Raw genomic sequence first — 22,929 nt, 5'->3', positions numbered from 1 at the left:
GGGGTGCGCACCCGGTTCGCACCCCTGCCGCTGGCGGTGGGACGCGCCTTTGCCGCCCGCACACGGCAATCGCCGGGAAGAACCTAAAGGCCCGCCCCCCTCGCGAAAAGACGCCACGGCCTATTCCTCGCCATCCACCTGTTCGACAAGGCCCTTCATGCCGCGCAACAACGCCATCAGGCGCCGCCGCTCGGCGATGGCCTCGGCGGTGTAACGTCCATGTTTGAAGGCGTGGCTATTGCCCTTCGGCGCGCCCTTGGCCTTGCCGCCGTGCATCCGGCAGCGCCCGTTCGCCATCGCGGGCGACTGGCACGGGCTCCCCGCCCGCGTCCGGGCATGGCATCGCGGGCTCAGGTGCATAGGCAATCTGGCCGGCAGTCTGCTTTGCATGGGGTTGTTCCTCGATTTTGCGGGCGTCCCCACCCCCCGGTTGACCGGGTGCAGCGACCATCCCGACCACCGCCTGCCCGCCCGCATGGACGTGGACGTGTTCGACCGTGACCTTCTGCTGGCCCTTGCCACGATGGCGGTTGAGGGCTTCGAGCAGCGCCGCATAGGTGCGCGATAGCTTATTGGCCTGCGCGAGGTTTTCGCGCCGGCCTTCGAAAGTCTGTTCGCCGATCATGGCGCGCCGGTAACATTCCATCGCGGCGTTGTGGGCGGCGATCAGTTGAGCCGCCATCATGCCTTCGAGTTCGTCCTTCGGCGCGATCCCGACAAGTGCCGCCACGGTGGCGCTGTATTGCTTGTCCCGTTCCTCCGGGCTTGAGTTCTTCAGCCAGAGCGCTTGAACGGTCTGATTGGCGAGGATGTTGTTCCAGTGATCCGACTGCGATCCGCCGATGTTCTTCAGCCGCCCCTTGCGGTCGTCGGGATCGCGAGCGACCACTGTTTTCGGCGCGTTGGCGGCACGTTTCTTGGTGCTCATGGCGATGTCCTCGTCTCGTGAATCTCGAAGGATGAAAGGGCGGCCATAGCTTCGGCTTTGCCGGCCGTGGTGACCCGTCAAGTCTGGCAACCGCGCCTCGGGCGCGACCTCACTGACGAGGACGCCCGCCAGATCATGCACAACGTCACCGGCTTCTTCGGCGTGCTCGCCGAATGGTCGCGCGCCGAAAGGCTTGCCGCCGCCAATGACACCGCCACGCCCGCCAAGCCGATCGAGGGCGAGGTGCGCCATGACCGCTGAAACCATCGCCAGGGCGCTCGGCGGGCATCGCGCGGGCGCAACATGGATGGCCCGCTGTCCGGTGCATGAGGATCGAAGCCCGAGCCTTTCGATCAGCGCGGGCAAGGGCGGCAAGGTGCTGGTGCGCTGCCATGCCGGCTGCGACCAGCGTGATCTGATCGCCGCCCTGCATGAACGCGGCCTATGGCAAGTGACCGGGCGAGCCTCGCGCATTGCCTTCAATCATCGGCGACGGATTGCCGACAAACCCGACGCCGACACCCTGAAGCGCAGCGCGGCGGCGCTGGCGATCTGGCAGGCATCGCACGCGGCCGAGGAAACGCCCGTCGCAACCTATCTGCGGTCGCGCGGGCTCGACCTTCCGGCTTTGCCGGCCCTGCGCTTCCATGCCGGCCTGAAGCACCCTTCGGGCGGCGTCTGGCCCGCGATGGTGGCGATCGTGACGCATGGCGCCACCGGATCGCCGATCGCTGTTCACCGCACCTTCCTCGCCCGCGGCGGCAACGGCAAGGCGCCGGTCGATGCGCCGAAGATGATGCTCGGGCCTTGTCGCGGTGGCGTCGTGCGCCTCTGCGAACCCGGCGACGTGCTGATGGTGGGCGAAGGGATCGAGACCTGCCTTGCCGCCATGCAAGCCAGCGGCAGACCGGCGTGGGCGGCGCTTTCGACCTCGGGCGTTCGCTCGCTCGATCTGCCACGCGACGTTGGCGACGTGATCGTGCTCGCCGATGGTGACGAACCCGGCGAAGCGGCGGCGCAGGACTGCGCGCGACGCTGGCGGCGCGAGGGGCGCCGCGTGCGGATCGCCCGCCCGCCGCAAGGCATGGACTTCAATGATCTGCTCAAGGCCCGCAATCCGTCTCACACGGAGGGCGCGCGATGAACCCCGACGCCATCCTCGAAGCCGACCAGTTGATCGCCGACGCCATCGACAGCGCCGAGGAAATCCCCGATCCGCTGGCGGGCCTGGCCGAAAAGACCGAAGCCGATCCCGGCGCGCCATTCATGCCGGAAGCCCTGGAAGCGCTCGCTGCGCTGAAACAGGACAATCGCGCAGCCTTCGAGGCGCTGCGCTCGCGCCTGAAGAAGGCCGGTTGCCGGGTGACGGCGCTCGACGACGCGATCGCCGAGGAGAACGGCGAGCAAGGCGGGCGCGGGCCGACGCAAGCCGATATCCTGATCGACCTCGCCCAAACTGCCGACCTGTTCCACGCGGCGGACGGCGCGGGCTTCGCCGACCTCGACATCAACGGCCATCGCGAGACCTGGCCGATCCGGGCCAAGGGCTTTCGCCGTTGGCTCGCGCGCCGCTTCTTCGAGGAGACGGGCGGCGCGCCGAGTTCGGAAGCCCTGCAATCGGCGCTGAACGTGATCGAGGCCAAGGCGCATTTCGATGCGCCGGAACGGCAGGTCCATATCCGCGTCGGCGGGCTCGACGGGCGGCTCTATCTCGACCTCGGCGATGAAACATGGCGGGCGGTGGAGATCGACGCCACCGGCTGGCGCGTCATCGACAACCCGCCTGTTCGCTTCCGCCGCGCGTCCGGCATGAAGCCGATGCCGATCCCGGTGGGCGGCGGTTCGATCGAAAGCCTGCACTCGTTTCTCAATGTCCAGACAGACGCCGATTTCGTTCTGGTGGTCGCCTGGGCGCTCGCTGTCTTGCGCAATCGCGGCCCCTATCCGGTGATCGTGCTGTCGGGCGAGCAGGGTTCAGCGAAATCGACCTTCTCGGCGATCCTGCGGGCGCTGCTCGATCCGAACACCGCGCCGCTTCGGGCCTTGCCGCGCGAGGATCGCGATCTGTTCATCGCCGCCAGCAACGGCCATGTGCTGGCCTTCGACAATGTGTCGGGCCTGCCCGCCTGGATATCGGACACGCTGTGCCGCCTTGCCACGGGCGGCGGCTTCGCGGTGCGCCAGCTCTATTCCGATCAGGATGAAGTGCTGTTCGACGCGGCCCGGCCGGTAATCCTGAACGGGATCGAGGATATCGTCACGCGGCCCGACCTCGCCGACCGCGCCGTGTTCCTCACTCTGGAACCGATCCCCGAGGAGCGCCGCCGCCCTGAACAGGAATTGTGGGCGGCGTTCGAGCTAGAACGCCCCCGCATCCTCGGCGTGCTGCTCGACGCCGTGGCGAAGGGCCTCGCCGAGCTGCCGCGCACGAAACTCGACAGGCTGCCGCGCATGGCCGACTTCGCCTTGTGGGTGACGGCCTGCGAAACCGCGCTCTGGCCCTCGGGCACGTTCTGGTCGGCCTATTGCGGCAACCGTGACGAGGCGGTTGACGGCGTGATCGACGCCGATCCGATCGCCGCCGCGGTGCGGGCCGTGATGACCACGCGGACGGAGTGGACGGGAACCGCCTCGGAGCTTCTGGGCGCCCTTGCCGATATGGCGGGTGAGCGCATCGCCAAGGCGAAAACCTGGCCCGATAGCCCTCGGGCGCTGGCCGGCCGGCTGCGCCGGGCGGCGACGTTCCTGCGCAAGATCGGCATCGACGTCGGCTTCGAGCGCGAGGGCCGCGCGCGGACGCGGACGATCCGCATCCGCGCGATCTGCTTGCCCGCGTCATTGTCGTTTGCAGCATCGAGACGTTTCATCGAAGACCCCACGGGCGGGTCCGCCGCTCCGTGCTCCTGGCCTCCGGTCTCGGAATCCCACCGATGACGCTGGACCCAACAGGGATTTGCATCTTCAGGCGTCCCCGTCTCAGGGATCGCCGGTTGTTCTCGCGTCTTGCGCCGCTTCAGCGCGGCACCTCGTTCTCGGGGATCGTGAACTTGTGGCTCTTACCCGCCCGGATCACGAGCTGGCGCTTGCCGCCATTGGCCACCTCGCAGGCGATTGAATAGTCGAAGAAGCCGTGCTTCAGCCCATCGACGACAAGCCCTTCGAGCCGGTCGAGGGCTTCCCGGACCTGCCCACCCTTGGCGCGCTGGAACGACGGCGTGTCTTGCGGTTCAGCCATTGTGCAGCAATCCCTTCATGTCCTTGATGGTGGCCGCGAAGGCCAGCGGCCGAACGCTGGTCGCGTCGCCGTAGAAAGCCATCACGTCGGCGCGCCGCGTGGCGCGATCCCGAAAGACGAACACCTTGCGCCGGCCCTCGTCGCGCAGGTTCACCAGCTCGTAGCCAGCGCAACGCAGGAAGCAGGCGAGATAGAAATCGCGCGTCTCGAATGCGGTGTCTGTCCCGTGCGGCTGCTCGCGGATCGCTCGTTCAGTTGACACTTGACGATCTCCTCAAAAAAAAGGGGGTTCATCCGGACAGAAGCCGCTGAAGCGGCACCGTCCGGTGCAGCAGCCCGAGCTTTTCGAGCCGGATGCGCATGGCGATCGGCGAGACGAGGAACTTCTCGGCGAAGGGCTTGGCGAAGCTTTCCAGCGCCTGATCGTCGCTTTCGGTGAAGGCGGCGCCCGGAATGCGGCTCTCGAAGCGCGCGATCTCGACAAAGGGATGGTCGATCGGTTCGGACGGCTGAAGCACCCGCTGCTTACGGCCGGGGAATGCCTCGTCCCAGGCGGCGAAGACCAGATTGCGCGGCATCAGCACGCAGGAGGCATAGAGGTCGGCCTGCAATTCGATCCGCGCCTTGGCCTGGCTGGTCCGGCAGATGACGCTCGGCGGCACGTTGGCATCGAGGATCGAAGTCTGCGCCGGGTCCTTGCCGAACAGATGCCGATGCAGGCGCCAGTGGCCGACCTCGTGCGCGGCGGTGTAGCGATAGCGCCCTTCCTTGGCCGGGTTGGCGTCGGGATCGAGGCTTTCGTCGATCACGATCCGCTTCTGCTCGAAGAAGATGGCGCCCAGGATATCGGGATCGAACCCGATGCCCGAACGCGGCACGCCGAACAGCCTGTGGGTGTCGTCGAACTCGATGCCGAGCTTCAGGTGCTTCTCGATGATGTCGTCGATCGCGATGGGCGCCTCGATCGTGACGCCGCGTGCATGGGCGTATTCGGCCAACAGCGCCTGCGCGTCCTTTTCGATCGCCTCGTCGGGCACATAGGAAACGAACTTGGTCATTGATCGCCGATCCTCATCTGCATATTCGAAACCGTCATCGCCCGATCAGGCGTTCACTTGTCCTTCGCCTTCTGCGCGTTGCGGGCCAGCCGAGCGATATCCTCCGTCGTCAATCCCTTCGTGGTCCGCAGCAGCGCCGCCAGTTCCACCGGGTGGCGCTTGATGATGTCCGACAGGTCACTCGCCACGCGGCCCGCCCGCGCCAGCAGCTCGTCCACGTCGCAGCCGATGATCTGCGCAATCGCCTTGACCTTGTCCTCGGCCGGTGGCGCGAACTCGTCCCGCTCCACCTTGGACAGATAGGTCGGGCTCACCCCGATCATCTTCGCCATTTCGCGCAGGCCGATGTCCTTGGCCTCGCGCGCGCGGCGGACGAACTCGCCGAACTTCTCCCCTGACATGCCGATCTCTCTCGTCCCGTGTTTACGAACCACTTTACACATAAATCGCCGATTCGCGCCGCGCCGTCAACTGATACCTAAACACTCTCTGCGGATGGTGGTTCAGGCGGCGAGCCGAAGCTCGCGAACGTCCTCAAGAACGCGCCGGAAATCAGCGCTTGGGGCGAGGCACATGGTTCTATAAGTGTTCAGAAACGGCAGCCAGCTAAAGCCTCCTTGCAGTTTGGCAACTTAGATCGGCCGGCCGGCTCAAAATTCGGCGGGTTTGGCCCGCAACGCGTTGCAACGCGGACCGAGCAATTTCAACGATTTACAATCGGGCCGCGGCGGCTCCCTGCCACACGGACGCAACACGGCGGCACGGTCGGCATGCCCGGCACCGAAAGGATCGCGGCCGGGTTCGACTTTCTCGGCGTCGTAGTGGCGGGTATCACCGGGGCTACGCCGCGTGGGCGGCGCCCTCCACCGACGAGAGGCTCGCCGACGAGCTGAGGAAACTGTCCTCCGAACCGGAACATCGAGCGCGCTCGAAGGGGGTACTGCGGTGAATAAGCAGACGTCACCATCTCAGGGGCTCGGGGATCCGCCCGTCAGATTACCGCGTCGTGCGCTCATGACCATCCGGGCGGTTCTCTGCTTCGGCCTTTTCATGGGAATGGTACTTTTGGTGAGCGGCCTGGCCTCCGAGCAACTGCGTTCCGTCCTCGTGGCTCACGTATTGTTGTCGATGAGCGCGATCGAAGTGGCGGCGCTCCTGTTCTTTGTGACGTGGTCCTTCTCGTCCCACCGAACGCAGGTCGCCATGTACCCGTCTCTTTTTCCCGCCTCCTTCGTATGTTTAATTCTTGTTTCTGCTATTTCTATATTTTTCCTACCGGCGATAGTTAATTCAATTATCATATTCAATATTATTATCGTTGGCTTGGTCGCATTTTGGCTGATTCGCGCCGGCAGGAAATATTACCGCCCATAAGCGCACTCGCCGCTCCCCCACGCATCCCACCATGGGCCCGACGCGGCTCGAAGTCTTCGCCGGCTCGTGGCTGAATGATTCAAGGAGAAGATGGGCTGATCCTCGCCTTCTGCGCCGCATCGCGCGCGGTCTTTGGAGGGCCAGGCCTGGAGTTGAACCAAGCGTGTTCGGCGTTGCGTCGCCGACGGGTATCCGCTCCCCCACCGGCCCGAGATGGGAACAGCACGCGATGGGCTCTTCGTCCAATGCGTCCATCGCTTCGCTGGCATGCAACGATCGCTGCCGCGCCCAGATGACGCTGTCGGCATGCGCAGTCGGGAAAGGGATTGCCGGTGACGTCGGCGACCGCGCATGCATTGGGCCCGCCGCAGGCGCCCGGCAGGGTCCTGACCGAGGCGGGCGTCGGATATCGCTTCGCGCCGAACAGCGCCGGGTCCGGCCGGCTCCTGGCATCCCGACACGTCCCGCCGGAAGGCCCATCGACACGCCGGACCGAACCGCCTCGTCTATGGGGAGGTCGTCCGGATCCATTCGGACGCTTCCGCGGCATCCTCGGCTGTCAGTTCATGACCGACCGGCAGTTCCCGGACATCGACGCGTGCGCCATGGCCCGCGAGAGCATCCGCCAGTTCCGGCGCGCGCCTCCCATACGCGTCGAGGCCTCCGTTGAGCATCAGCACGCCGGTCGCCGAGAGATCCGCGGTCGGCGGATCCTGCAGAACCTGGGCGCTGCGCAGCAACACCGCCCGGCGCACGATGCCGGGGTGAAGCTGGATCAGTGCCGCCAGAAGATTCGCGCCGTTGGAATAGCCGAGGAAGACGAGCCTGTCCGCGTCGAGCCCGTAACCCGCCAAGGCACCGTCGACGAAGGCCGCGAACGCTTCGGCTTCGCTGCGGATATCGGCCTGGTCGAAGGTCGCGGCGTCGAACCGGCGAAACCAGCGATTGGTCCCTTCCTCGGTCGACCGGCCGCGCACGCCGAGCAGGACCGAATGCGGAGCGATGCGGCGGGCGATCGGCATCAGGTCGGCCTCGCTGCCGCCGGTCCCGTGCAGCAGGACGAGGGTCGTGCCGTCGGGGGCTTCCGGCCGGTTGAAGCGATGAATGAAGGGCAGGTCGCGAACCGGAAACCGCTCCTCGCCCGGCAGGGCGAATTGCGGGAGCATCGCCTTCAGGTCCTCGGCGCGGCCGGCCTCGTGGGGCGGCAGGAACAGGGTCCGTCCGAGATCGTCGGGCGCCTCGTCGACCGTCATCCCCGGACCGTCCGTCGCGTGTTCCAGCAGGATGCCGGCGGGGTCGCGGACATAGAGGGACAGGAAATACTTGCGGTCGTGGACCTCGGTCGGCCCGTGATCCTTCAGCGCAATCCGCATGGACCGGATGGCATCGGCGTCGGCTGCGCGGAAGGCGACGTGATCGGGCACTCCCGCCCCCGGCACGGAGGGCACGAAACCGGAGACTTCCCGGATGTCGACGACATCGGACTCGGACACCATGCGCTGCGTCAGGCCCGACCGCTGCTCGGGCCTGTAGCCGAACCTCGCCACGAAATCGGCGGTCTCTGCCGCCCTGTCCGTCAGGACGGTGACGCCGCGAATCCGTGTCGGGGCACCTGACAGCGGGGCCGGCGTCGGCATATCGACGCCGACCAGCTTCACGATCAGACCGTCCGGATCCTTCAGGCGCAGAACCGACTCGCCGAATTCCCGCGACGGTCCTTCGAGGGGGATATTGGCGGCGAGCGCCTTGCCGAGCCATTCGCCGAGAGAGCCGGGCGGCACCGCGAGCGCCACCTCCAGCACCTGTCCGATCCCGGTGCGGCCGCGGCCCGCGGCCTCCCAGACAAGGAAGGTGAGCAGGGAGCCGGGACTGCCGAGCCCATCGCCGTAGATCAGGTGCAACTGCTCGGCATCCGCGAAGCCACCCGTCCGCTTCACGAGCCTCAGGCCGAGGAAGCCGACATAGAAATCGACGTTCGCCTGCACATCGGCCGTGATGCCGGTCAGGTGGTGGATGCCGCTCGTCATTCGCTCGATGCCCTTCGACCGTCAGCCGCCAGCCTCGCGGGCGAGCACCGTCTGCACGCCCGGATCGGCAGCCAGCCTGTCATGCAGCGCCCGCACGTTCGCAAATCCGTCGAGGCCTCCGGGCAGCAGCTTCATCGCCCATCGGATCATCGGGAAGGAATAGGCGTCGATCACCGAGCGCCCGCCGTCGAGGATATGCTCGCGCCCTTCGAGATGGCGATCGAGGATGCCGAACTGCTTCGCGACCAGCTTGTGCCCCGCCTCGACCACCGCCCTTCGCGCGCCGTCGCTTTGGTCGGTCGTGTAGCGAAACGGCATGAAGACCGGCCAGAAGGCGGCGTGAACGTCCGAGGTGAAGAAGGCCGACCAGCGATGGGCCTCGGCCGCCGCGCGGATGCCCTCGCCGCCGGCGAGGCCGGCCTCGGGGTGCTTGTGGGCCAGATAATCGAGGATCGCACCGGCCTGGGTCAGAAGCCAGCCGTCATCCTCGCGAAGGGTGGGCACGGCGCCCGCCGGGTTCACGGCGAGGAGTTCGGCGGATCCATACTGGACCCTGACCGCGTCGTACGGCTCCCCGATCCATTCGAGAACGATGTGCGGCGCCAGCGAACAGGCACCGACGGCGTAGTAAAGGGTCGGCATGGCTCCTCCTCTGCAACGCTCTCGAGCGGGGCCGACCCGGTTCCGTGGACGGTCACGGCCCGTGTCTCAGCCCTCGGGCGTCATCCCCATAACGTAGGCGATCGGGGACAGGGAGCCCAGCGCGGAATGCCGCCGGCCCGGATCCTAGCAGCCCTCGATGTCGCTGAAGCGCCCGGACGCCTCGACGGGGCGCGACGCCTGACCCTGCCAATCGTCGGCAGTCGATGTTCGATGACGATCGGACGGCCTACGAGATCCGAGCCGTGCGGGGGGCCGAATTCGGCCGGCAGGGGCGCTCGCCCCTCGCTCCCCAGGCGCATGGGATGATCCCTTGCGCTGCTCCGATGGCTCGGCGTCGCCCACGACGATAGCGACGCCGCAGTCCTGCGAGCCCGTCGCACCATCCGCCCGCATCAGCGTCGGCGGCCGCTTGTCGAGCCTATTGCCGCCAATAGGAGGGGCGCGCCACGTCCGGTCACGGCTCGTGGGCCGGCCCGCCAGCCGCGGTCTCTTTCAGCGACAGTTCGTGCGCGATGGCGAGATCGAGCGCGGACATCAGATTCTGCAGATTGGCAATGTCCTGTGCGCGGGCAAGATAGACCACAGGATAGGTGATCACATCTTGCGCCATGAAGCGGCGCTTATCGATCAGCATCTTTTTCAAGTGCAGCAGATTCTGAAGATGGTCGCCGGCCGCGACATGTTCGCCGAAATCGTCGGCCGGCCGGGCGTAGCCCGCCGTATCCTGCAGGGTGTCGTACGCGTCGGGAGACGGAGGCGCTTTGAACATGGTGGATGTCCTTCGGGAATGAGTGATCTGGTCAGGCTGCGATCGCGGCCCCGAACTCTGCCGGGATGTCGGCCTCGAGCAGCCGTCGCAGGCCCGGATCGCTGAAGAAGATCTCGTTGTTCGGATCGAGCCGGCCGGACGTGATGCCCTCGGCATACTTCTGAGTGAAATCGACCAGTGGCCGGAGCCTGCGCTCCCATTCGCGCAGGTCCTCCTGCGGCGACAATCCCGACGATACGGAGGCGGCCAGCGCGTAGGCGGTCATCATCGCCGTGTTCGCGCCCTGCCCCAAGGCCGGGGTCATGCCGTGAGCGGCGTCCCCCACCAGCGCGCACCGGCCGGCCGACCAGGCCGGCGGGAAGATCGAGTGATAGACGTCGTAATGCCCCCCCTCGCCGATCCTCTCGATATACCGGCGCAGCATCGGGAACGTCGCCGACCAGAGCTCGACATCGACCGGCTGCCGCCCCGCCTCCGGATCCGTGAGGAGGTTCACCAGGATCATGTACATCAGCGTTGGCGAGCACGGCAGAAGGCCGATGCGGCGCCCGCTGGGATCGTTGAACTCACGCCCCACGCGAGTATTCCCGTCCGGAAAATCTCCCGGCTCGATGGGGATGAGCAGCCGTAGCGCGCCCTTTCGATGCGCGCCGAGCGGCAGGTCGCCCATCACCGCGCGACGCACGGCGGACCTGATGCCGTCGGCACCCACGACCAGATCGGCCTCGATCCGGCGGTCGCCTTCCAGCAGGATCGCGCCATCGCTGTCGGCGCCGACGATCCGGGAGCCGGGCATGATCGTGACGCCCGACGATTGCGCGGTCCCGACGAGCAGGTCGACGAGCGCCTGGCGATGGAACATGACGATCCGGCCGCCGGTCGCGTCGAACGGCTCGTACTCGGTCGCCTTCTCGCCGGAGCTGCGATAGATGCTCCAGCGCTCCAGCCGGTGTCCGCAGGACTCGATCCTGTCCCCGAGCCCGAGCGCCTCCAGGATGCGGAGGCCGTTCTCGAAGATCGGAAAGCCGTTGCCGTTGGCCCTCAGCTCCGGGCTTCTCTCGTGAATGGTGGCTTGCCAGCCGCGACGCGCGAAGACGATCCCGGCGACCAGGCCGGCGATGCCGCCGCCGGCGATGTGAACGATCGGCATCTCAGGCATTCCCTGCAGGACGCGTGGTCCAGAGTTCCGTGAGCGGGCCGCCCGCGCCGTAGATCGGGTCGAAGGCCGGGATCGGGACCGCCTGCGAGCGCTCGACCATCCGCGCATACTCGTCCGTGTCGCAGAGGCGAAAATCGTGGATGGCGTAGCCGGACGGGAAGGCTCCCGTGAGCCGCAGATCCTCCGTCACCGCCTCGCCGAAATGGCCGACGCCGGCCGGGATGACGACGATGTCGCCCATCTCCATCGTCACCCTGATCCCGTCGTGCCCGCCGAAGCGGCCGACCAGCGCGCCTCGCGTGACCGCGATCAGCTCGTGCGTGTCGCTATGGAAGTGATGCTTCGGATACATGCCGAACGCGCTGTGCCAATCCGGCGGCCAGCCATTGTCGCGCAGGAGTCGCTCCATTTCCGGGGGCGTCCCCCGGATCACCTTGCGATAGAGCAGCAGCGGCAGCCGCGAATTCGGAACGCGACCGTTTCCACGCAGGAAGTGCGTCTCGATGGTCATCGTTGGTCCCTTGTTGCGAATGATGGGCGCGGGATGGACCCGCTTCAGGCGGCGAGAAGCCCGTCGAGAAAGATCTCGATGCTGTTGGCGTAGACCTGCTCGCTCGTGCGCTCGTAGAGGGCGATCCGGCCGGTCGCGGCGAGATAGGCGCATCCCATCCACTGCCCCCAGAGCGACAGCGTCGCGGCGCGCGCATCCATCGGCCGCGCCTCCTGACGCTCGATGCCGAGGGCGATGGCGCGCTCGATGGTGGCGATGCCCTCGTCGAGCTTGATGCGGACCTGCTCCGCAGCTTCAGGCGACAGCGATTCCTTGCGCCCCGGAAGGTAGAAGAACGAAAGCGACCGAAAATATTCTTGATGCTCGTGGAAGAAGTTCATGTACGACATCGTCATTCGGAACAAATTGTTCTTGACGGTGTCGGTCTCGACGAGAGACCTCTTCAATCCATCGACCATCCCGCCGAGATCGCGAAGCAGCAGGGCCGTGTAGATGTCCTGCTTGCTGCCGAAATATTGATAGATCGTGGCGCGCGACAGGCCCGACGCGGTGGCGATGTCCTCGACGTTCACCGCTCCGAAATCGGCATCCTGGAAGACGGCCTTCGCGGCGTCGAGGATCTGGTTGCAACGATGCGCCGCCTTGAGCTCGCGCTTCCGCTGGACCGGGTCGACCTGAGTCACTGTCCTGTCCCCTCTCTCAGACGCCGAGATACGCGCGACGCAAGGCGTCGTTCGCCAACAGCGCGTGGCCCTCTCCCCGCATCACGCAGGCGCCGCTTTCGAGAACATAGGCATGGTCGGCGCTCTGGAGGGCATGCACGACCTGCTGCTCGACGATGAGGACCGGCACGCCGGTCTCACGGATCGAGCGGACGAGCGCGAACACCTCCTCCACCAGGAGCGGAGCGAGGCCCAGCGTCGGCTCGTCGAGCAGAAGCAGCCGCGGGCACGACATGAGTCCCCGGCCGATCGCGCACATCTGCTGCTCGCCGCCCGAGAGGGTCACGGCCTGCTGGCCGCGGCGCTCCTTGAGCTTCGGCAGAAGGGAGAAGACAAAATCAAGCTGCTGCTCGCGCTTCGCCCGGGCGGCCCGCGGATAGGCGCCGAGTTCGAGATTCTCCTGGACCGTCATGAAGGGGAACAGGCGACGGCCTTCGGGCACGTGGATGAGCCCGCGCTCGACGATCGCATGGGCGGTCAACCGGTCGATGGCCTCGCCATCGAACGTCACCGAGCCCTCGTGGCGCGCGACGAGACCCGAGATCGCCGACAGCGTCGTGGTCTTGCCCGCGCCGTTGCTGCCGACGATGCCGACGACCTGGCCCGGGCCGACATCGAAGGAGAAGTCCTCCAGCGCCAGCACGTCGCCGAACCGCACCGACAGATTGCGAACCGTCAGCATCAATGCCCCCCGTCCACCTGGAAGTTCGGGCCGAGATAGGCCGACAAGACCTTGGGATCGCGGCCGATCTCCTGCGGCGAACCGTGCGCGATCGGCTGACCGTTCTGAAGGACGAGGACCTCGTCCGACAGGCGCATCACGGCGCTCATGTGGTGCTCGATCACGACCACTGCGAGGCCGCGGTCGCGGAGCCCGTGGATGAAGGAGATCATGCGCTGCACCTCGATCGGGATGAGCCCGCCCATGACCTCGTCCAGCAGCAGCACCGACGGCCGGGTTGCGAGAACCTTCGCCATCTCGAGACGCTTGCGATCGCCGATCGGAAGGCTTCCGGCCCGCATGTCCTTCAGCCGCGACATCCCGAGTTCGTCGAGCACCGAGGCAGCCGCCTCGCGGGCCTCGGCGATCGACGACGTCCGCAGCATCGCGCCCATGACGACGTTATCGAGGACGCTGAGGCCCCGGAACGGCTGGACGACCTGGAAGGTCCGCGCGAGGCCGGCGCGGCAGCGGTCCTCGGGCGACAGTTTTGCGAGGTTCATGTCGCCCAGCCGGACGCTGCCGGTATCGGGGGCGATGAAGCCGGTCAGAAGGTTGAACACGGTGGTCTTGCCCGCGCCGTTCGGCCCGATGATCGAGAGAATGCGGCCGGGCCGGGCGACGAAGGAGACGTCCTGGACCGCGCGCAGCCCACCGAAGCTCTTCGTCAATCCATCGGTTGTCAGGGTCGCCATCCGAATCTCCTGCCGAGCGCGTCCCGCAACCCCGGACCCAGCCCGGTCGGGAGGGAGAGGAGGACGACGATGACGATCGCCGAATAGGCGAGTTGCGTGAGGCCCGAGACCTGGTTGCCGAGATAGATCTGCATCACGAGCGACACGCAGGTGACAACGGCGGCTCCGATGATCGGTCCATAGGCCGTGCCGAGCCCTCCGACGATGGCCATGAGAGCGAAATTCAGGGACAGGCCGAGGCTCATCACGCTGTCGGGATCGATGTAGAGAAAGTATTGCGCGTGCAGCGACCCGACGATGCTGGTCATGCCCGCCGACAGGGCGAAGATGCCGATCCGGATCGGCAGGGTCCTGATCCCCAGCGCCCGCGCGGCATCGTGGTTTTCGCGAAAGGCGACCAGCGAATAGCCGAGCTTGCTGCCCGCGATCAGCCTGGTCGCGACATAATACGCGGCGACGAGGCCGAGCGCGATGAAGACGTAGACGGCCTTGTTCGCGAAGGTCAGGTTCACGACGCTCGGGTTCAGCGGGATCGCGAGGCCGGAGGCACCGCCCGTCAGGTCGCGGAAGTTCATCGCTCCGATGTGGACGACCGCGCCGAATGCCAGCGTCGACATCACGAAGAACGAGCCCTTCAGCCGCAGCGTGATCATGCCGAGCACGATCGCGGACAGGGCGCTGATCCCGGCGCCGACCAGCATCCCGAATAGCGGGCTGATGCCCGCCCTCAGAAGCAGGAGCGTGGATGCATAGGCGCCGATGCCGTAGAAGGCGGCGTGCCCGAGCGAGAGCTGCCCCGCATAGCCTCCCGACAGGTTCCAGGCGAGCGCTGCCGCCGCCGAGAGCATCGACATCATGATCATGTTCAGCACGAACGGATCGGTGATGAGCGCGGGGAGCGCGGCCAACGCCAGGAAGATGGCGACTGGCCAAAAGTACCGCGGGACGCGCGTGGCGGCGGGTCCCGGCGGATCGACGGCAATGCGATCGCTCATGTGACGTCCATCACCTCGGCGCCCTTGCGGCCGAAGAACCCGACCGGCCGTAGGCTGAGGATAGCCATGAAGACGATGAAGTAGACGAATTGCTTCATCTCGCCTCCGAGGAAGTAGCTGGAAAACGATTCGATCACGCCGATCAGGAGGCCAGCCAGCGTCGCCCCGGCGATACTTCCCATGCCGCCCAGAACGACTGCGACGAAGGCGACCAGGATGAGATCGGCCCCGGTATAGGGGTTCACCGGATAGAGGGGCGCGAGCAGCACGGCGGCCGCCCCCACCAGGGCGCAGCCGATCGCGAAGGTCAGCGCGTAGATGCGATCGACATCGATGCCGACGAGACGCGCGGACCGCCGATCCTGCGCCGTCGCGCGAATGGCCGCCCCCATGTAGCTGTGCTTCAGGAACAGAGCGAGCGCGACCGTCAGCGCGATCGAGGCGGCGAAGGCGATCAGGCGCAGCCACGAGATGTAGAACGGCCCGATCTCGAAGGCGGCTGTCGCATAATCCGTTCGCACGGTGCGGAAGTCGGACGTGAACAGCACGAGGAACAGGTTCTGGAGGAACAGGGACAGCGCGAACGTCACGAAGACTTGCACGACATGGGGCGCTTCGAGCGTCCTCCGGATCAGGAGGCGCTCGGTGATGAGCCCCAGCACGAACAGGATCGGCACCACGATCAGGCTGGCGACGAACGGATCGAGCCCCAGCTGATGAAACAGAAAGAAGGTCAGGAACATGGCGAGCGTCAGGTACTCGCCATGCGCGAAGTTCACGACGCGAAGCACCCCGAAGACCAGCGTCAGGCCGACGCTGATCAGCGCATAGATGCCGCCGACGAAAAGCCCGGACAACGCGAGCTGCACATAGATGTCCAAGACCGGTCCCTCGTGCTGGAGCTGCCGTCGGCGCGGGCCGGGCGGATCAGCGGGCGCCCCAGGCGGGGAGCGGCACCAGGATCGGGTCCGCCATCTTGTTCGCGGCCGGGTAGACGGACACCATGCGGCGCGACTGCCACTGCACCATGCTGCCGAAGGCGCGCAGGTTCTGGCCCTTCTCGTCGAACTTCATCCCCCAGCCGTTGATGTAGGAACCGGCGGGTACGTCGGCGGCCAGCGCCGCGTCCCGGAGACCGGCGGTGTCCGCCCCCATGGCCTTCCCGATGATGTCGCGGATCAACGCCATGCCGACGACGAAGCCCAGCGATTCCTGGACGGCGGGAACCACCTTGTACTTGGCCTGGTAGCGCTTGAGGAACTCCTCGCGGTCGCTCCTCGTCTCCGGAAGGAGCCCATCGGGATTGGCATCGTTCGGGTACGACGACGAGAAGATCCCGTTGACGTCGTCGCCGATCGCCTCCGCGAACGAGAGCGTCGAATGACCCGCGCTGGTGCCGATGAAGGCCGGCGGCCGATAGCGCATCTCCTTCATCTGCCGCTGCAGCAGCACCGCGTCGTTGATGAACTGCGTCGCCACGATCGCATCCGGCTTGACGGACCGCAGCTTCAGGACCAGCGGCGACAGATCGGTGGTCTTCGCCGAATACAGCTCGTGGAGGGCGACCGCGATGCCGAGCTTCTTGGCCTCCGCGACGGCTGTGGAGGACACGTCGACGCCGAAGGCCGAATCCTCGGCGATGATGGCGATCCGGATGTCCTTCGATGACTTCTTGAGCAAACCCGCAAGCGCTTCCGCGACGTAGAGCGGCGCCGGCCGCCCGAGCCCGCCGGCATCCAGCCCGACCCGAAAGACGTTCTTGAATCCGCGCGCCGTGAAGTCGTTGGCGACCGCCATCCCTTCCCAATAGAACGCGCCGTTACGCTCGGCCTCCTGGCTCGCCACCATGCCGACCGCGCTGGTCGAACTTCCGGTGAAGATGCGCACGCCCTCTCGCGCCAGGAGCCTGTTGGTCTCGCTGATGGCGGCTTGCGGGGTATGGCCGTCTCCCTTGAAGAGCACGACCTTGCGGCCATTGATGCCGCCGCGGTCGTTGATCAGGTCGACGGCGATCTCGACCCCCTGAAAGTTCTGGTTCCCGAAGACCGAGCCCGCGCCGGTCAGCGGAAAGATGCCTCCGATCTTGATCGGCCCCTCTTGGGCGAAGGAGGGGCGAGACAGCACCGATGTCGCTGCGGCCGCCCCGGCCAGCATGGGCAGGATCGAACGGCGCGTTGCTGTCGTCATGGCGATCATCCCTGTGTGAGCGGCTTTCGGCGGCTCAGGACCTCGAGGCAGGACTGGCAAGGACATCGCATCTCGACCGAGAGACCCAACAAGCCCGAGTTCAAGCTATGTCTTGGAACTAGACGTGTCAACGCATTTTGTCTAAAAACCGAACGTTAATGAGGCGAACGTTCGATGCGCTTGTTCTACGCCCCCCAATCCCCGTATGCGCGCAAGGTGCTCATCGTGGCGCAGGAGTTGGGCTGTTCCTCGGACATCGAGAAGGTCGTCGCCGGCGCGCATCCCGTGCAGCGCAATGCCGACCTGATCGCACTCAATCCGCTCGGGCAGATCCCCGCTCTCGAGCTTGCGGATGGCAGCGTGCTCTACGACAGCCGCGTGATCTGCGAGTATCTCGACGCGCTGTGCGGGGGCACCCTCAATGCCCCGACGGGGCCGGCTCGCTGGCGGGCCTTGACGGAGCAGGCGCTCGGGGACGGCATGCTCGCCGGCGCCCTCCTCGCACGCTACGAGACCGCCGCCCGCCCGGCGGAGTTGCAATGGCCGCTTTGGCTTGAAGCGCAATTGGCCAAGTCGAGCAGTGCCCTCGAGGCCATCGAGAAGAATGCGGCCAGCCTGCCCGGCCGGATCGATATCGGCACGATCACGATCGCATGCGCGCTCGGCTATATCGATCTCCGCTTCCCCGATTTCGGCTGGAGGTCACGATTCCCGGGGGTCGCGGAGTGGGACGCGCAGTTCAGCACGCGGCCTTCGCTGGTGGCGACCCGGCCGGCGTGACCCGGCGACAGATCCGCACGATCTGTTCGCCGTCCTCGCGGCAGCGATGAAGGCGGAGGCGACGGGGCCGGCGCCTGCTCGACGCGGGCCGCCTTGCCATTTCCCGCCTTGGATTTAATCTCTCCAGTTTGAAGCTGGAGACACTCGAAGCGGTGGGGCGATGGTGAGCGAGGACCGGCGGCTCCCGGTCACGGTTTTGTCCGGTTTTCTGGGCGCGGGAAAGACGACGCTGCTCAATCACGTCCTGTCCAACCGGGACGGGATGCGCGTCGCCGTGATCGTCAACGATCTGTCCGAGATCAATATCGACGCGGCGCTGATCCGCTCCGGCGGCGCGGATCTGTCGCTGACGGAGGAGACGCTGGTCGAGGTCACGAACGGGTGCATCTGCTGCACGCTTCGCGACGACCTTCTGAGCGAGGTGCGGAAGCTCGCCGCCGCAGGGCGGTTCGACTACCTCCTGATCGAAGCGACGGGCATCGCCGAGCCCCTTCCGATCGCCGCGACGTTCGACTTCCGCGACCATGACGGCTTCTCGCTGTCCGACCTGGCGCGGCTCGACACGATGGTGACGGTGGTCGATGCGCGGAGCGTCCTCCGCGACTTCTACAGCGCCGATCACCTGCGGGAGCGGGGTCAGGTGCGGGATGCGGAGGACGAGAGGACGCTCGCCAACCTGCTTGCCGATCAGATCGAGTTCGCCGACGTGATCGTGCTGAACAAGACCGAAGACCTGTCCGCTTCGGCGGCGACGGAACTGCGTGCCTTCATCCGGTCCCTCAATGCGGATGCCGCGCTGATCGAGACCAGCCATGGCCGCGTCCCTCTCGAGGCGGTGCTCGGGACGCGCCGGTTCGATCTCGACCGGGCCAGGCGCAACCCGGTGTGGTTCAAGGAACTGCACGAGTTCAGCGACCATGTCCCGGAGACGGAAGAATACGGGATCACGAGCTTCGTCTATCGCCGCCGGCATCCGTTCGACCGGGAGCGGCTCGATGCCTTCCTCGGCAAGACCAGACGTGGTCTCGTCCGCGCGAAAGGCCTGTACTGGCTCGGCGACGATCCGATCGGCGTGCATGAGATGAGCCTCGCCGGCGGGTCCTGGCGGACCGAATCCATCGGCCGCTGGTGGGCGGCCATCCCGAAAGGGCAATGGCCGGACCATCCCGAGTTCCAGACGTGGCTTGAAGCGAACTGGGTCGATGACATCGGCGACAGGCGGCAGGAGCTCGTCTTCATCGGAACGGCCCTGGACGAGGCCGCGATCACGGCCGAGCTCGATTCTTGCTTGGCCGATGCGGCGTCCGATCGGGCCCCGGCGACGCAGCCCGGGCTCGCCGGTGGCCTCGCATGACGACACGAATTTGGGTTGGAGAACCTTTGGAATGACGAACCACACGGACCTCAGTGCGGCGGGGCTCGAACAGCGGACGGCGGCCCTCGAAGCCGTCTTCCAACGCAAGGGAAATCTCCCGGACGGGTTCGTGGACGATTTCTCGGCCATGGCGGGGACGACCTTCGTCACCGCCAACGGTGCCCGGATGGTCGCCCGCGCCTGGACCGATCCCGATTACCGCGCACGGATGCTGCAGGACGGCACCGGGGCCGCACGCGAGATGGGCTTCGAGTTTCCCGCCTGGCACCAGAAGCTGACGGTGCTGGAGAATACGGACAAGGTGCACAACGTGATCGTCTGCACGCTGTGCTCCTGCACGGCCTATTCGATCATCGGCGGCGCGCCGGGCTGGTACAAGGAGTTCGAATACCGCTCGCGGCTCGTTCGCGAATCCCGCACCGTGCTGAAGGAGATGGGCCTCGACATCGCCGACGATGTCGAGCTCCGCGTCTGGGATACCACGGCGGATACCCGCTATATGGTCCTGCCCCTGCAACCGCCGGAGACGGTGGGCTGGTCGGCCGAGGACCTTGCCGGCATCGTCACCCAGGACGCCATGATCGGCGTCGCCCCCGTCGCGTCCGCTCGGAGCTGAACCATGGACGGTATGCACGATCTCGGCGGCAAGCAGGGTTTCGGACGCGTCGACCAGGAGCGCGCCAAGTACAAGGAGACCTGGGAGCCGCGCGTCCGCGCTCTCCAGGCCTACGGCGTGAACTCGAAGATCTTCAACATGGACGAGTTCCGGCACGCGATCGAGCGGATGGCGCCGATGCACTACATGACCGCTCCCTATTTCGAGCGTCACCTGACCTCCGTCGCGACCCTTCTCGTCGAGAAGGGCCTGACGACGGCCGAGGACCTGAAGCAGGCCGTCGGCGGAGACTATCCGCTGGCGCTGCCCCTCGGTCCGGGACGGATGGCGAGCGAGAACCCGCCGCAATTCAAGATCGGCGACAAGGTGCGGGTGAAGGACGAGTTCGTGTCCGGCCATCACCGCATGCCCGGGTATCTGCGCGGAAAGACCGGCGAGATCGTCGCCTATGGCCCGATCACCCATTTTCCGGATGCGGCCGCCCACAACATGCAGGCTGCGATGGAAGCGACCTACGACGTCCGCTTCCGCTCCTCCGACATCTGGAACGGTGCCTGCGACGAGTCCTACAACTACGCCCAGCTCTTCCAATCCTACATGGAGCCGGCGAGCGGCGCGTGAGCGGCACGCGCCGATGAGCCGGAGGGGCGGCCGAAACCGCCCCTCCCCGCCCCGTGTCCGCCTCAGAGGGCGGCGCGGGCCTGATGGGCCGCGGCGACCATGTTGACGAGGGCCGGGCGAACCTCGGCCCAGCCCCGGGTCTTCAATCCGCAATCCGGATTGACCCAGATCTGATCGGCGGCGAGCTTGCCGCGCGCCCGCTCCAACAGGTCCGTCATCTCGGCGACGTCCGGCACGCGCGGCGAATGGATGTCGTAGACACCGGGTCCGATCTCGTTCGGGTACCGGTAGGTCGTGAAGGCGTCGAGCAGCTCCATCTTCGAGCGCGAGGTCTCGATGGAGATGACATCCGCATCCATCGCGCCGATGGCGGCGATGATGTCGTTGAACTCCGAGTAGCACATATGCGTGTGGATCTGCGTCTCGTCGGCGACGCCCGAGGCCGCGACGCGGAAACATTCCACCGCCCAGTCGAGATAGACCTGCCAGTCGGCCCGGCGCAGCGGCAGCCCCTCGCGCAAAGCCGCCTCGTCGATCTGGATCATGCGCGCGCCCGCCTGCTCGAGATCCGTCACCTCGTCGCGGATCGCGAGCGCGATCTGCCGGCACACGGTGGCCCGCGGGAGATCGTCCCGCACGAAGGACCAGTTCAGGATCGTGACGGGTCCGGTCAGCATCCCCTTCATCGGCCTGTCGGTGAGCGACTGCGCATAGCGCCACCACGCGACCGTCATCGGCTTCGGGCGCGAGACGTCCCCGAAGATGACCGGCGGGCGCACGCAGCGCGAGCCGTAGGACTGGACCCAGCCATGCTGCGTGAAGGCGAAGCCGCTGAGCTGCTCGCCGAAATACTGCACCATGTCGTTACGCTCGAACTCGCCGTGGACCAGCACGTCGAGGCCGATCTCCTCCTGCCAGCGGATGGTCTGTGCGGTGGCCTCGCGCAGGAACCCCTCGTAATCGGCGTCGCTCATTCCGCCCTTGGCATGGGCCGAGCGCGCCTGCCTCACCTCCGCGGTCTGAGGAAACGATCCGATGGTGGTCGTCGGAAAGGCCGGGAGGCCGAACCGGCGTCGCTGCGCGTCGCGGCGGGCCGCGAAGGCGCCCTTGCGGTTCGCCATGGCCGCGGTCGTCGCCTTCCCCCGCGCCTGGACGGCCGCGTCGTTGACCCGGTTCGATGTCCGGCGCGCGGCGACGGCCGACGCCGCGGCGGCGAGTTCGTCCCGCACGGCGTCACGCCCATGTGACAGAGCCTGACCGAGGATCGACAGCTCCTCCATCTTCTGCGTCGCGAAGGCGAGCCAACCCGTCAGTTCGGGATCGAGGCGCGTCTCCAGGGCGACGTCGTAGGGCACGTGCAGCAGTGAGCAGGACGGCGCGATCTGGACGTGATCGGTGCCCCGCTTCGCCGCCACGGGTTCGATCCGCTCGAGAATGGCGGGAAGGTCCGCCCGCCAGACGTTGCGGCCGTCGATCACGCCGAGCGAGAGGACGAGGCCATGCGGCGCGGCGGAGGCGACCTGCTTCAATTGCTCGGGCGCCCGGACGAGGTCGACGTGAAGGCCCGCGACCGGCAGCGACAGCGCGGTCGCGAAGTTGTCGCCGAGCCCCCCGAAATAGCTCGTCAGCATGAGCTTCAGGTCTGGCAGCGCGCGGGCGAAGGCGCCGTAGGCGTCGCGCAGCGCCTGGAGTGCCGCATCCGGCAGGTCGAGCGCCAGGCACGGCTCGTCGAGCTGCACCCACTCGGCGCCGTTCGCCGCAAGGCGCCGCAGCACGTCCGTATAGACCGGCAGGAGGCCGGGCAGCAGGGAGAGAGGATCGAAGCCCTCGTCCTTCGCCTTGCCGAGCAGGAGATAGGTCACGGGACCGATCAGGACCGGGCGCGTCGCATAGCCGAGCGCCTTGGCCTCGCGATACTCGTCGACCGCCTTGGTCGAGGCGAGCGCGAAGTCCTGGCCGCGCCGGAATTCGGGGACCATGTAATGGTAGTTCGTGTCGAACCACTTGGTCATCTCGAGCGCCGGCACGCCCTGGCCGCCATGATGGTGATGGCCATGCGCGCAGGCGGCCTCGCCCGCCCCGGCCTGCGCGCCGCGCGCCATGGCGAAATAGGTCGCGAGCGGGACGGGCCCGCCCGTCCAGCCGAAAGCGGGCGGAACGGCGCCGAGCATGGCGCTCGTATCGAGCACCTGATCGTAGAGCGAGAAGTCGTTGGACGGGATCGCCGTGATCCCGAGGCCGCTCTGGCGGGCCCAGTTCGCGGCCCGCAGGCCCATCGCGGTCTCGCGCAGGGCCGCTTCGTCGATCTTGCCGCTCCAGAAGCCTTCGAGAGCGGTCTTGAGCTCGCGCCGCGGGCCGATCCGCGGCGTGCCGAGCGTGGAAACAGTGACTGAGGACATCGGCTCAACTCCAAACAAGGTTGGAGGCAAAGGCCGAGCGGACGCAAGGCTGGACCGGGTGGCCGGCCGCAGCAAGCGCACCACCGGGACACCC

At 66.7% G+C, this 22,929-nt stretch carries 25 protein-coding genes and 1 pseudogene; 8 read left to right on the top strand and 18 right to left on the bottom strand.

The features are described from left to right. Positions 1-120 precede the first annotated feature (120 nt). Together EV668_RS25000 and EV668_RS01195 are read right to left on the bottom strand one after the other, a co-directional pair. Positions 121-300 (bottom strand): annotated as a pseudogene (locus EV668_RS25000) (HGGxSTG domain-containing protein); the annotation flags it as partial. Continuing rightward, entirely contained in the window at positions 236-928 is a 693-nt protein-coding gene (locus EV668_RS01195; protein ID WP_133768037.1) for a hypothetical protein, read from the bottom strand. The gene EV668_RS01195 and the pseudogene EV668_RS25000, both read right to left, overlap by 65 nt. A gap of 135 nt (positions 929-1,063) precedes the next feature. Here EV668_RS01195 and EV668_RS25540 point away from each other — a divergent pair, with 135 nt between their 5' ends. From EV668_RS25540 to EV668_RS01185, 3 genes are read left to right on the top strand one after another with little or no spacing between them, the layout of a single operon-like run. Then, on the top strand, positions 1,064-1,189 hold the full coding sequence (locus EV668_RS25540; RefSeq protein ID WP_280960080.1) for a hypothetical protein: 126 nt from the start codon (positions 1,064-1,066) through the stop codon (positions 1,187-1,189). Beyond that, the gene (locus tag EV668_RS01190) at positions 1,179-2,072 is read left to right on the top strand and encodes a DUF7146 domain-containing protein (RefSeq protein WP_133768036.1); all 894 of its coding nucleotides are present in this window, start codon (positions 1,179-1,181) and stop codon (positions 2,070-2,072) included. Before EV668_RS25540 ends, EV668_RS01190 begins: the two co-directional genes overlap by 11 nt. Then, positions 2,069-3,862 carry a hypothetical protein gene (locus EV668_RS01185; RefSeq protein ID WP_245512754.1) on the top strand — a complete coding sequence of 598 codons (1,794 nt, stop codon included), beginning with the start codon at positions 2,069-2,071 and terminating at the stop codon, positions 3,860-3,862. Before EV668_RS01190 ends, EV668_RS01185 begins: the two co-directional genes overlap by 4 nt. A 79-nt stretch (positions 3,863-3,941) precedes the next feature. On the opposite strand, the gene EV668_RS01180 is transcribed toward EV668_RS01185, so the two are convergent. The 4 genes from EV668_RS01180 to EV668_RS01165 are packed head-to-tail and all read right to left on the bottom strand — an operon-like array spanning position 3,942 to position 5,622. Beyond that, the gene (locus tag EV668_RS01180; protein WP_133768035.1) at positions 3,942-4,163 is read right to left on the bottom strand and encodes a hypothetical protein; all 222 of its coding nucleotides are present in this window, start codon (positions 4,161-4,163) and stop codon (positions 3,942-3,944) included. Beyond that, the gene (locus EV668_RS01175) at positions 4,156-4,425 is read right to left on the bottom strand and encodes a DUF5659 domain-containing protein (RefSeq protein WP_133768034.1); all 270 of its coding nucleotides are present in this window, start codon (positions 4,423-4,425) and stop codon (positions 4,156-4,158) included. The genes EV668_RS01180 and EV668_RS01175 overlap by 8 nt, the downstream gene beginning before the upstream one ends. A gap of 28 nt (positions 4,426-4,453) precedes the next feature. Next, positions 4,454-5,221 carry an ImmA/IrrE family metallo-endopeptidase gene (locus EV668_RS01170; protein ID WP_133768033.1) on the bottom strand — a complete coding sequence of 256 codons (768 nt, stop codon included), beginning with the start codon at positions 5,219-5,221 and terminating at the stop codon, positions 4,454-4,456. 53 nt (positions 5,222-5,274) lie between these two features. Next, positions 5,275-5,622, bottom strand: a complete 348-nt coding sequence (locus EV668_RS01165) for a helix-turn-helix domain-containing protein (RefSeq protein ID WP_133768032.1) — start codon at positions 5,620-5,622, stop codon at positions 5,275-5,277. A gap of 544 nt (positions 5,623-6,166) precedes the next feature. Between EV668_RS01165 and EV668_RS01160 the strand changes: the two genes are divergently transcribed. Then, positions 6,167-6,595 carry a hypothetical protein gene (locus EV668_RS01160; protein ID WP_133768031.1) on the top strand — a complete coding sequence of 143 codons (429 nt, stop codon included), beginning with the start codon at positions 6,167-6,169 and terminating at the stop codon, positions 6,593-6,595. A 506-nt stretch (positions 6,596-7,101) separates the two neighbouring features. On the opposite strand, the gene EV668_RS01155 is transcribed toward EV668_RS01160, so the two are convergent. From EV668_RS01155 to EV668_RS01105, 11 genes are all read right to left on the bottom strand, one after another. Beyond that, positions 7,102-8,622: a VOC family protein gene (locus tag EV668_RS01155; RefSeq protein WP_133768030.1), complete on the bottom strand. Its 1,521-nt coding sequence runs from the start codon at positions 8,620-8,622 to the stop codon at positions 7,102-7,104. A gap of 21 nt (positions 8,623-8,643) precedes the next feature. Continuing rightward, on the bottom strand, positions 8,644-9,264 hold the full coding sequence (locus EV668_RS01150; RefSeq protein WP_133768029.1) for a glutathione S-transferase family protein: 621 nt from the start codon (positions 9,262-9,264) through the stop codon (positions 8,644-8,646). 475 nt (positions 9,265-9,739) lie between these two features. Continuing rightward, the gene (locus EV668_RS01145) at positions 9,740-10,054 is read right to left on the bottom strand and encodes a hypothetical protein (RefSeq protein WP_133768028.1); all 315 of its coding nucleotides are present in this window, start codon (positions 10,052-10,054) and stop codon (positions 9,740-9,742) included. A 31-nt stretch (positions 10,055-10,085) separates the two neighbouring features. Beyond that, positions 10,086-11,204 carry an FAD-dependent oxidoreductase gene (locus EV668_RS01140; RefSeq protein ID WP_166652304.1) on the bottom strand — a complete coding sequence of 373 codons (1,119 nt, stop codon included), beginning with the start codon at positions 11,202-11,204 and terminating at the stop codon, positions 10,086-10,088. Between the two features lies 1 nt (position 11,205). Further along, complete coding sequence (locus EV668_RS01135) at positions 11,206-11,724, bottom strand: cupin domain-containing protein (protein WP_166652303.1); 519 nt, start codon at positions 11,722-11,724, stop codon at positions 11,206-11,208. 44 nt (positions 11,725-11,768) lie between these two features. Next, complete coding sequence (locus EV668_RS01130; protein ID WP_133768025.1) at positions 11,769-12,407, bottom strand: TetR/AcrR family transcriptional regulator; 639 nt, start codon at positions 12,405-12,407, stop codon at positions 11,769-11,771. 16 nt (positions 12,408-12,423) lie between these two features. After that, positions 12,424-13,128: an ABC transporter ATP-binding protein gene (locus EV668_RS01125; RefSeq protein WP_133768024.1), complete on the bottom strand. Its 705-nt coding sequence runs from the start codon at positions 13,126-13,128 to the stop codon at positions 12,424-12,426. Continuing rightward, positions 13,128-13,862: an ABC transporter ATP-binding protein gene (locus tag EV668_RS01120; protein ID WP_133768023.1), complete on the bottom strand. Its 735-nt coding sequence runs from the start codon at positions 13,860-13,862 to the stop codon at positions 13,128-13,130. Before EV668_RS01120 ends, EV668_RS01125 begins: the two co-directional genes overlap by 1 nt. Then, a complete protein-coding gene (locus EV668_RS01115) occupies positions 13,850-14,857 on the bottom strand; it encodes a branched-chain amino acid ABC transporter permease (protein ID WP_133768022.1) in 1,008 nt (335 codons plus the stop codon). Before EV668_RS01115 ends, EV668_RS01120 begins: the two co-directional genes overlap by 13 nt. Then, a complete protein-coding gene (locus tag EV668_RS01110) occupies positions 14,854-15,738 on the bottom strand; it encodes a branched-chain amino acid ABC transporter permease (protein ID WP_133768021.1) in 885 nt (294 codons plus the stop codon). The genes EV668_RS01115 and EV668_RS01110 overlap by 4 nt, the downstream gene beginning before the upstream one ends. A 46-nt stretch (positions 15,739-15,784) precedes the next feature. Further along, a complete protein-coding gene (locus EV668_RS01105) occupies positions 15,785-17,044 on the bottom strand; it encodes an ABC transporter substrate-binding protein (RefSeq protein ID WP_166652302.1) in 1,260 nt (419 codons plus the stop codon). A 174-nt stretch (positions 17,045-17,218) separates the two neighbouring features. Between EV668_RS01105 and EV668_RS01100 the strand changes: the two genes are divergently transcribed. The 4 genes from EV668_RS01100 (at position 17,219) to nthB (ending at position 20,436) form a co-directional block, all read left to right on the top strand. Beyond that, positions 17,219-17,824 carry a glutathione S-transferase gene (locus EV668_RS01100; protein WP_133768019.1) on the top strand — a complete coding sequence of 202 codons (606 nt, stop codon included), beginning with the start codon at positions 17,219-17,221 and terminating at the stop codon, positions 17,822-17,824. A 160-nt stretch (positions 17,825-17,984) separates the two neighbouring features. Continuing rightward, on the top strand, positions 17,985-19,178 hold the full coding sequence (locus EV668_RS01095) for a GTP-binding protein (RefSeq protein WP_133768018.1): 1,194 nt from the start codon (positions 17,985-17,987) through the stop codon (positions 19,176-19,178). A 31-nt stretch (positions 19,179-19,209) separates the two neighbouring features. Continuing rightward, positions 19,210-19,815, top strand: coding sequence for a nitrile hydratase subunit alpha (locus EV668_RS01090; RefSeq protein WP_133768017.1), 606 nt, complete (start codon positions 19,210-19,212; stop codon positions 19,813-19,815). Between the two features lie 3 nt (positions 19,816-19,818). Next, entirely contained in the window at positions 19,819-20,436 is a 618-nt protein-coding gene (nthB, locus tag EV668_RS01085; RefSeq protein WP_133768016.1) for a nitrile hydratase subunit beta, read from the top strand. Between the two features lie 62 nt (positions 20,437-20,498). Here the strand turns inward: nthB and metE are convergent, their stop codons facing one another. Beyond that, positions 20,499-22,835, bottom strand: a complete 2,337-nt coding sequence (gene metE, locus EV668_RS01080) for a 5-methyltetrahydropteroyltriglutamate--homocysteine S-methyltransferase (protein ID WP_133768015.1) — start codon at positions 22,833-22,835, stop codon at positions 20,499-20,501. Positions 22,836-22,929: the final 94 nt, after the last annotated feature.

Source organism: Enterovirga rhinocerotis (assembly GCF_004363955.1).
GTDB classification, from domain to species: Bacteria; Pseudomonadota; Alphaproteobacteria; order Rhizobiales; family Beijerinckiaceae; genus Enterovirga; species Enterovirga rhinocerotis.
The sequence above is the reverse complement of the archived record's forward strand: the minus strand, read 5'-3'. Positions and strand labels throughout refer to the sequence as shown.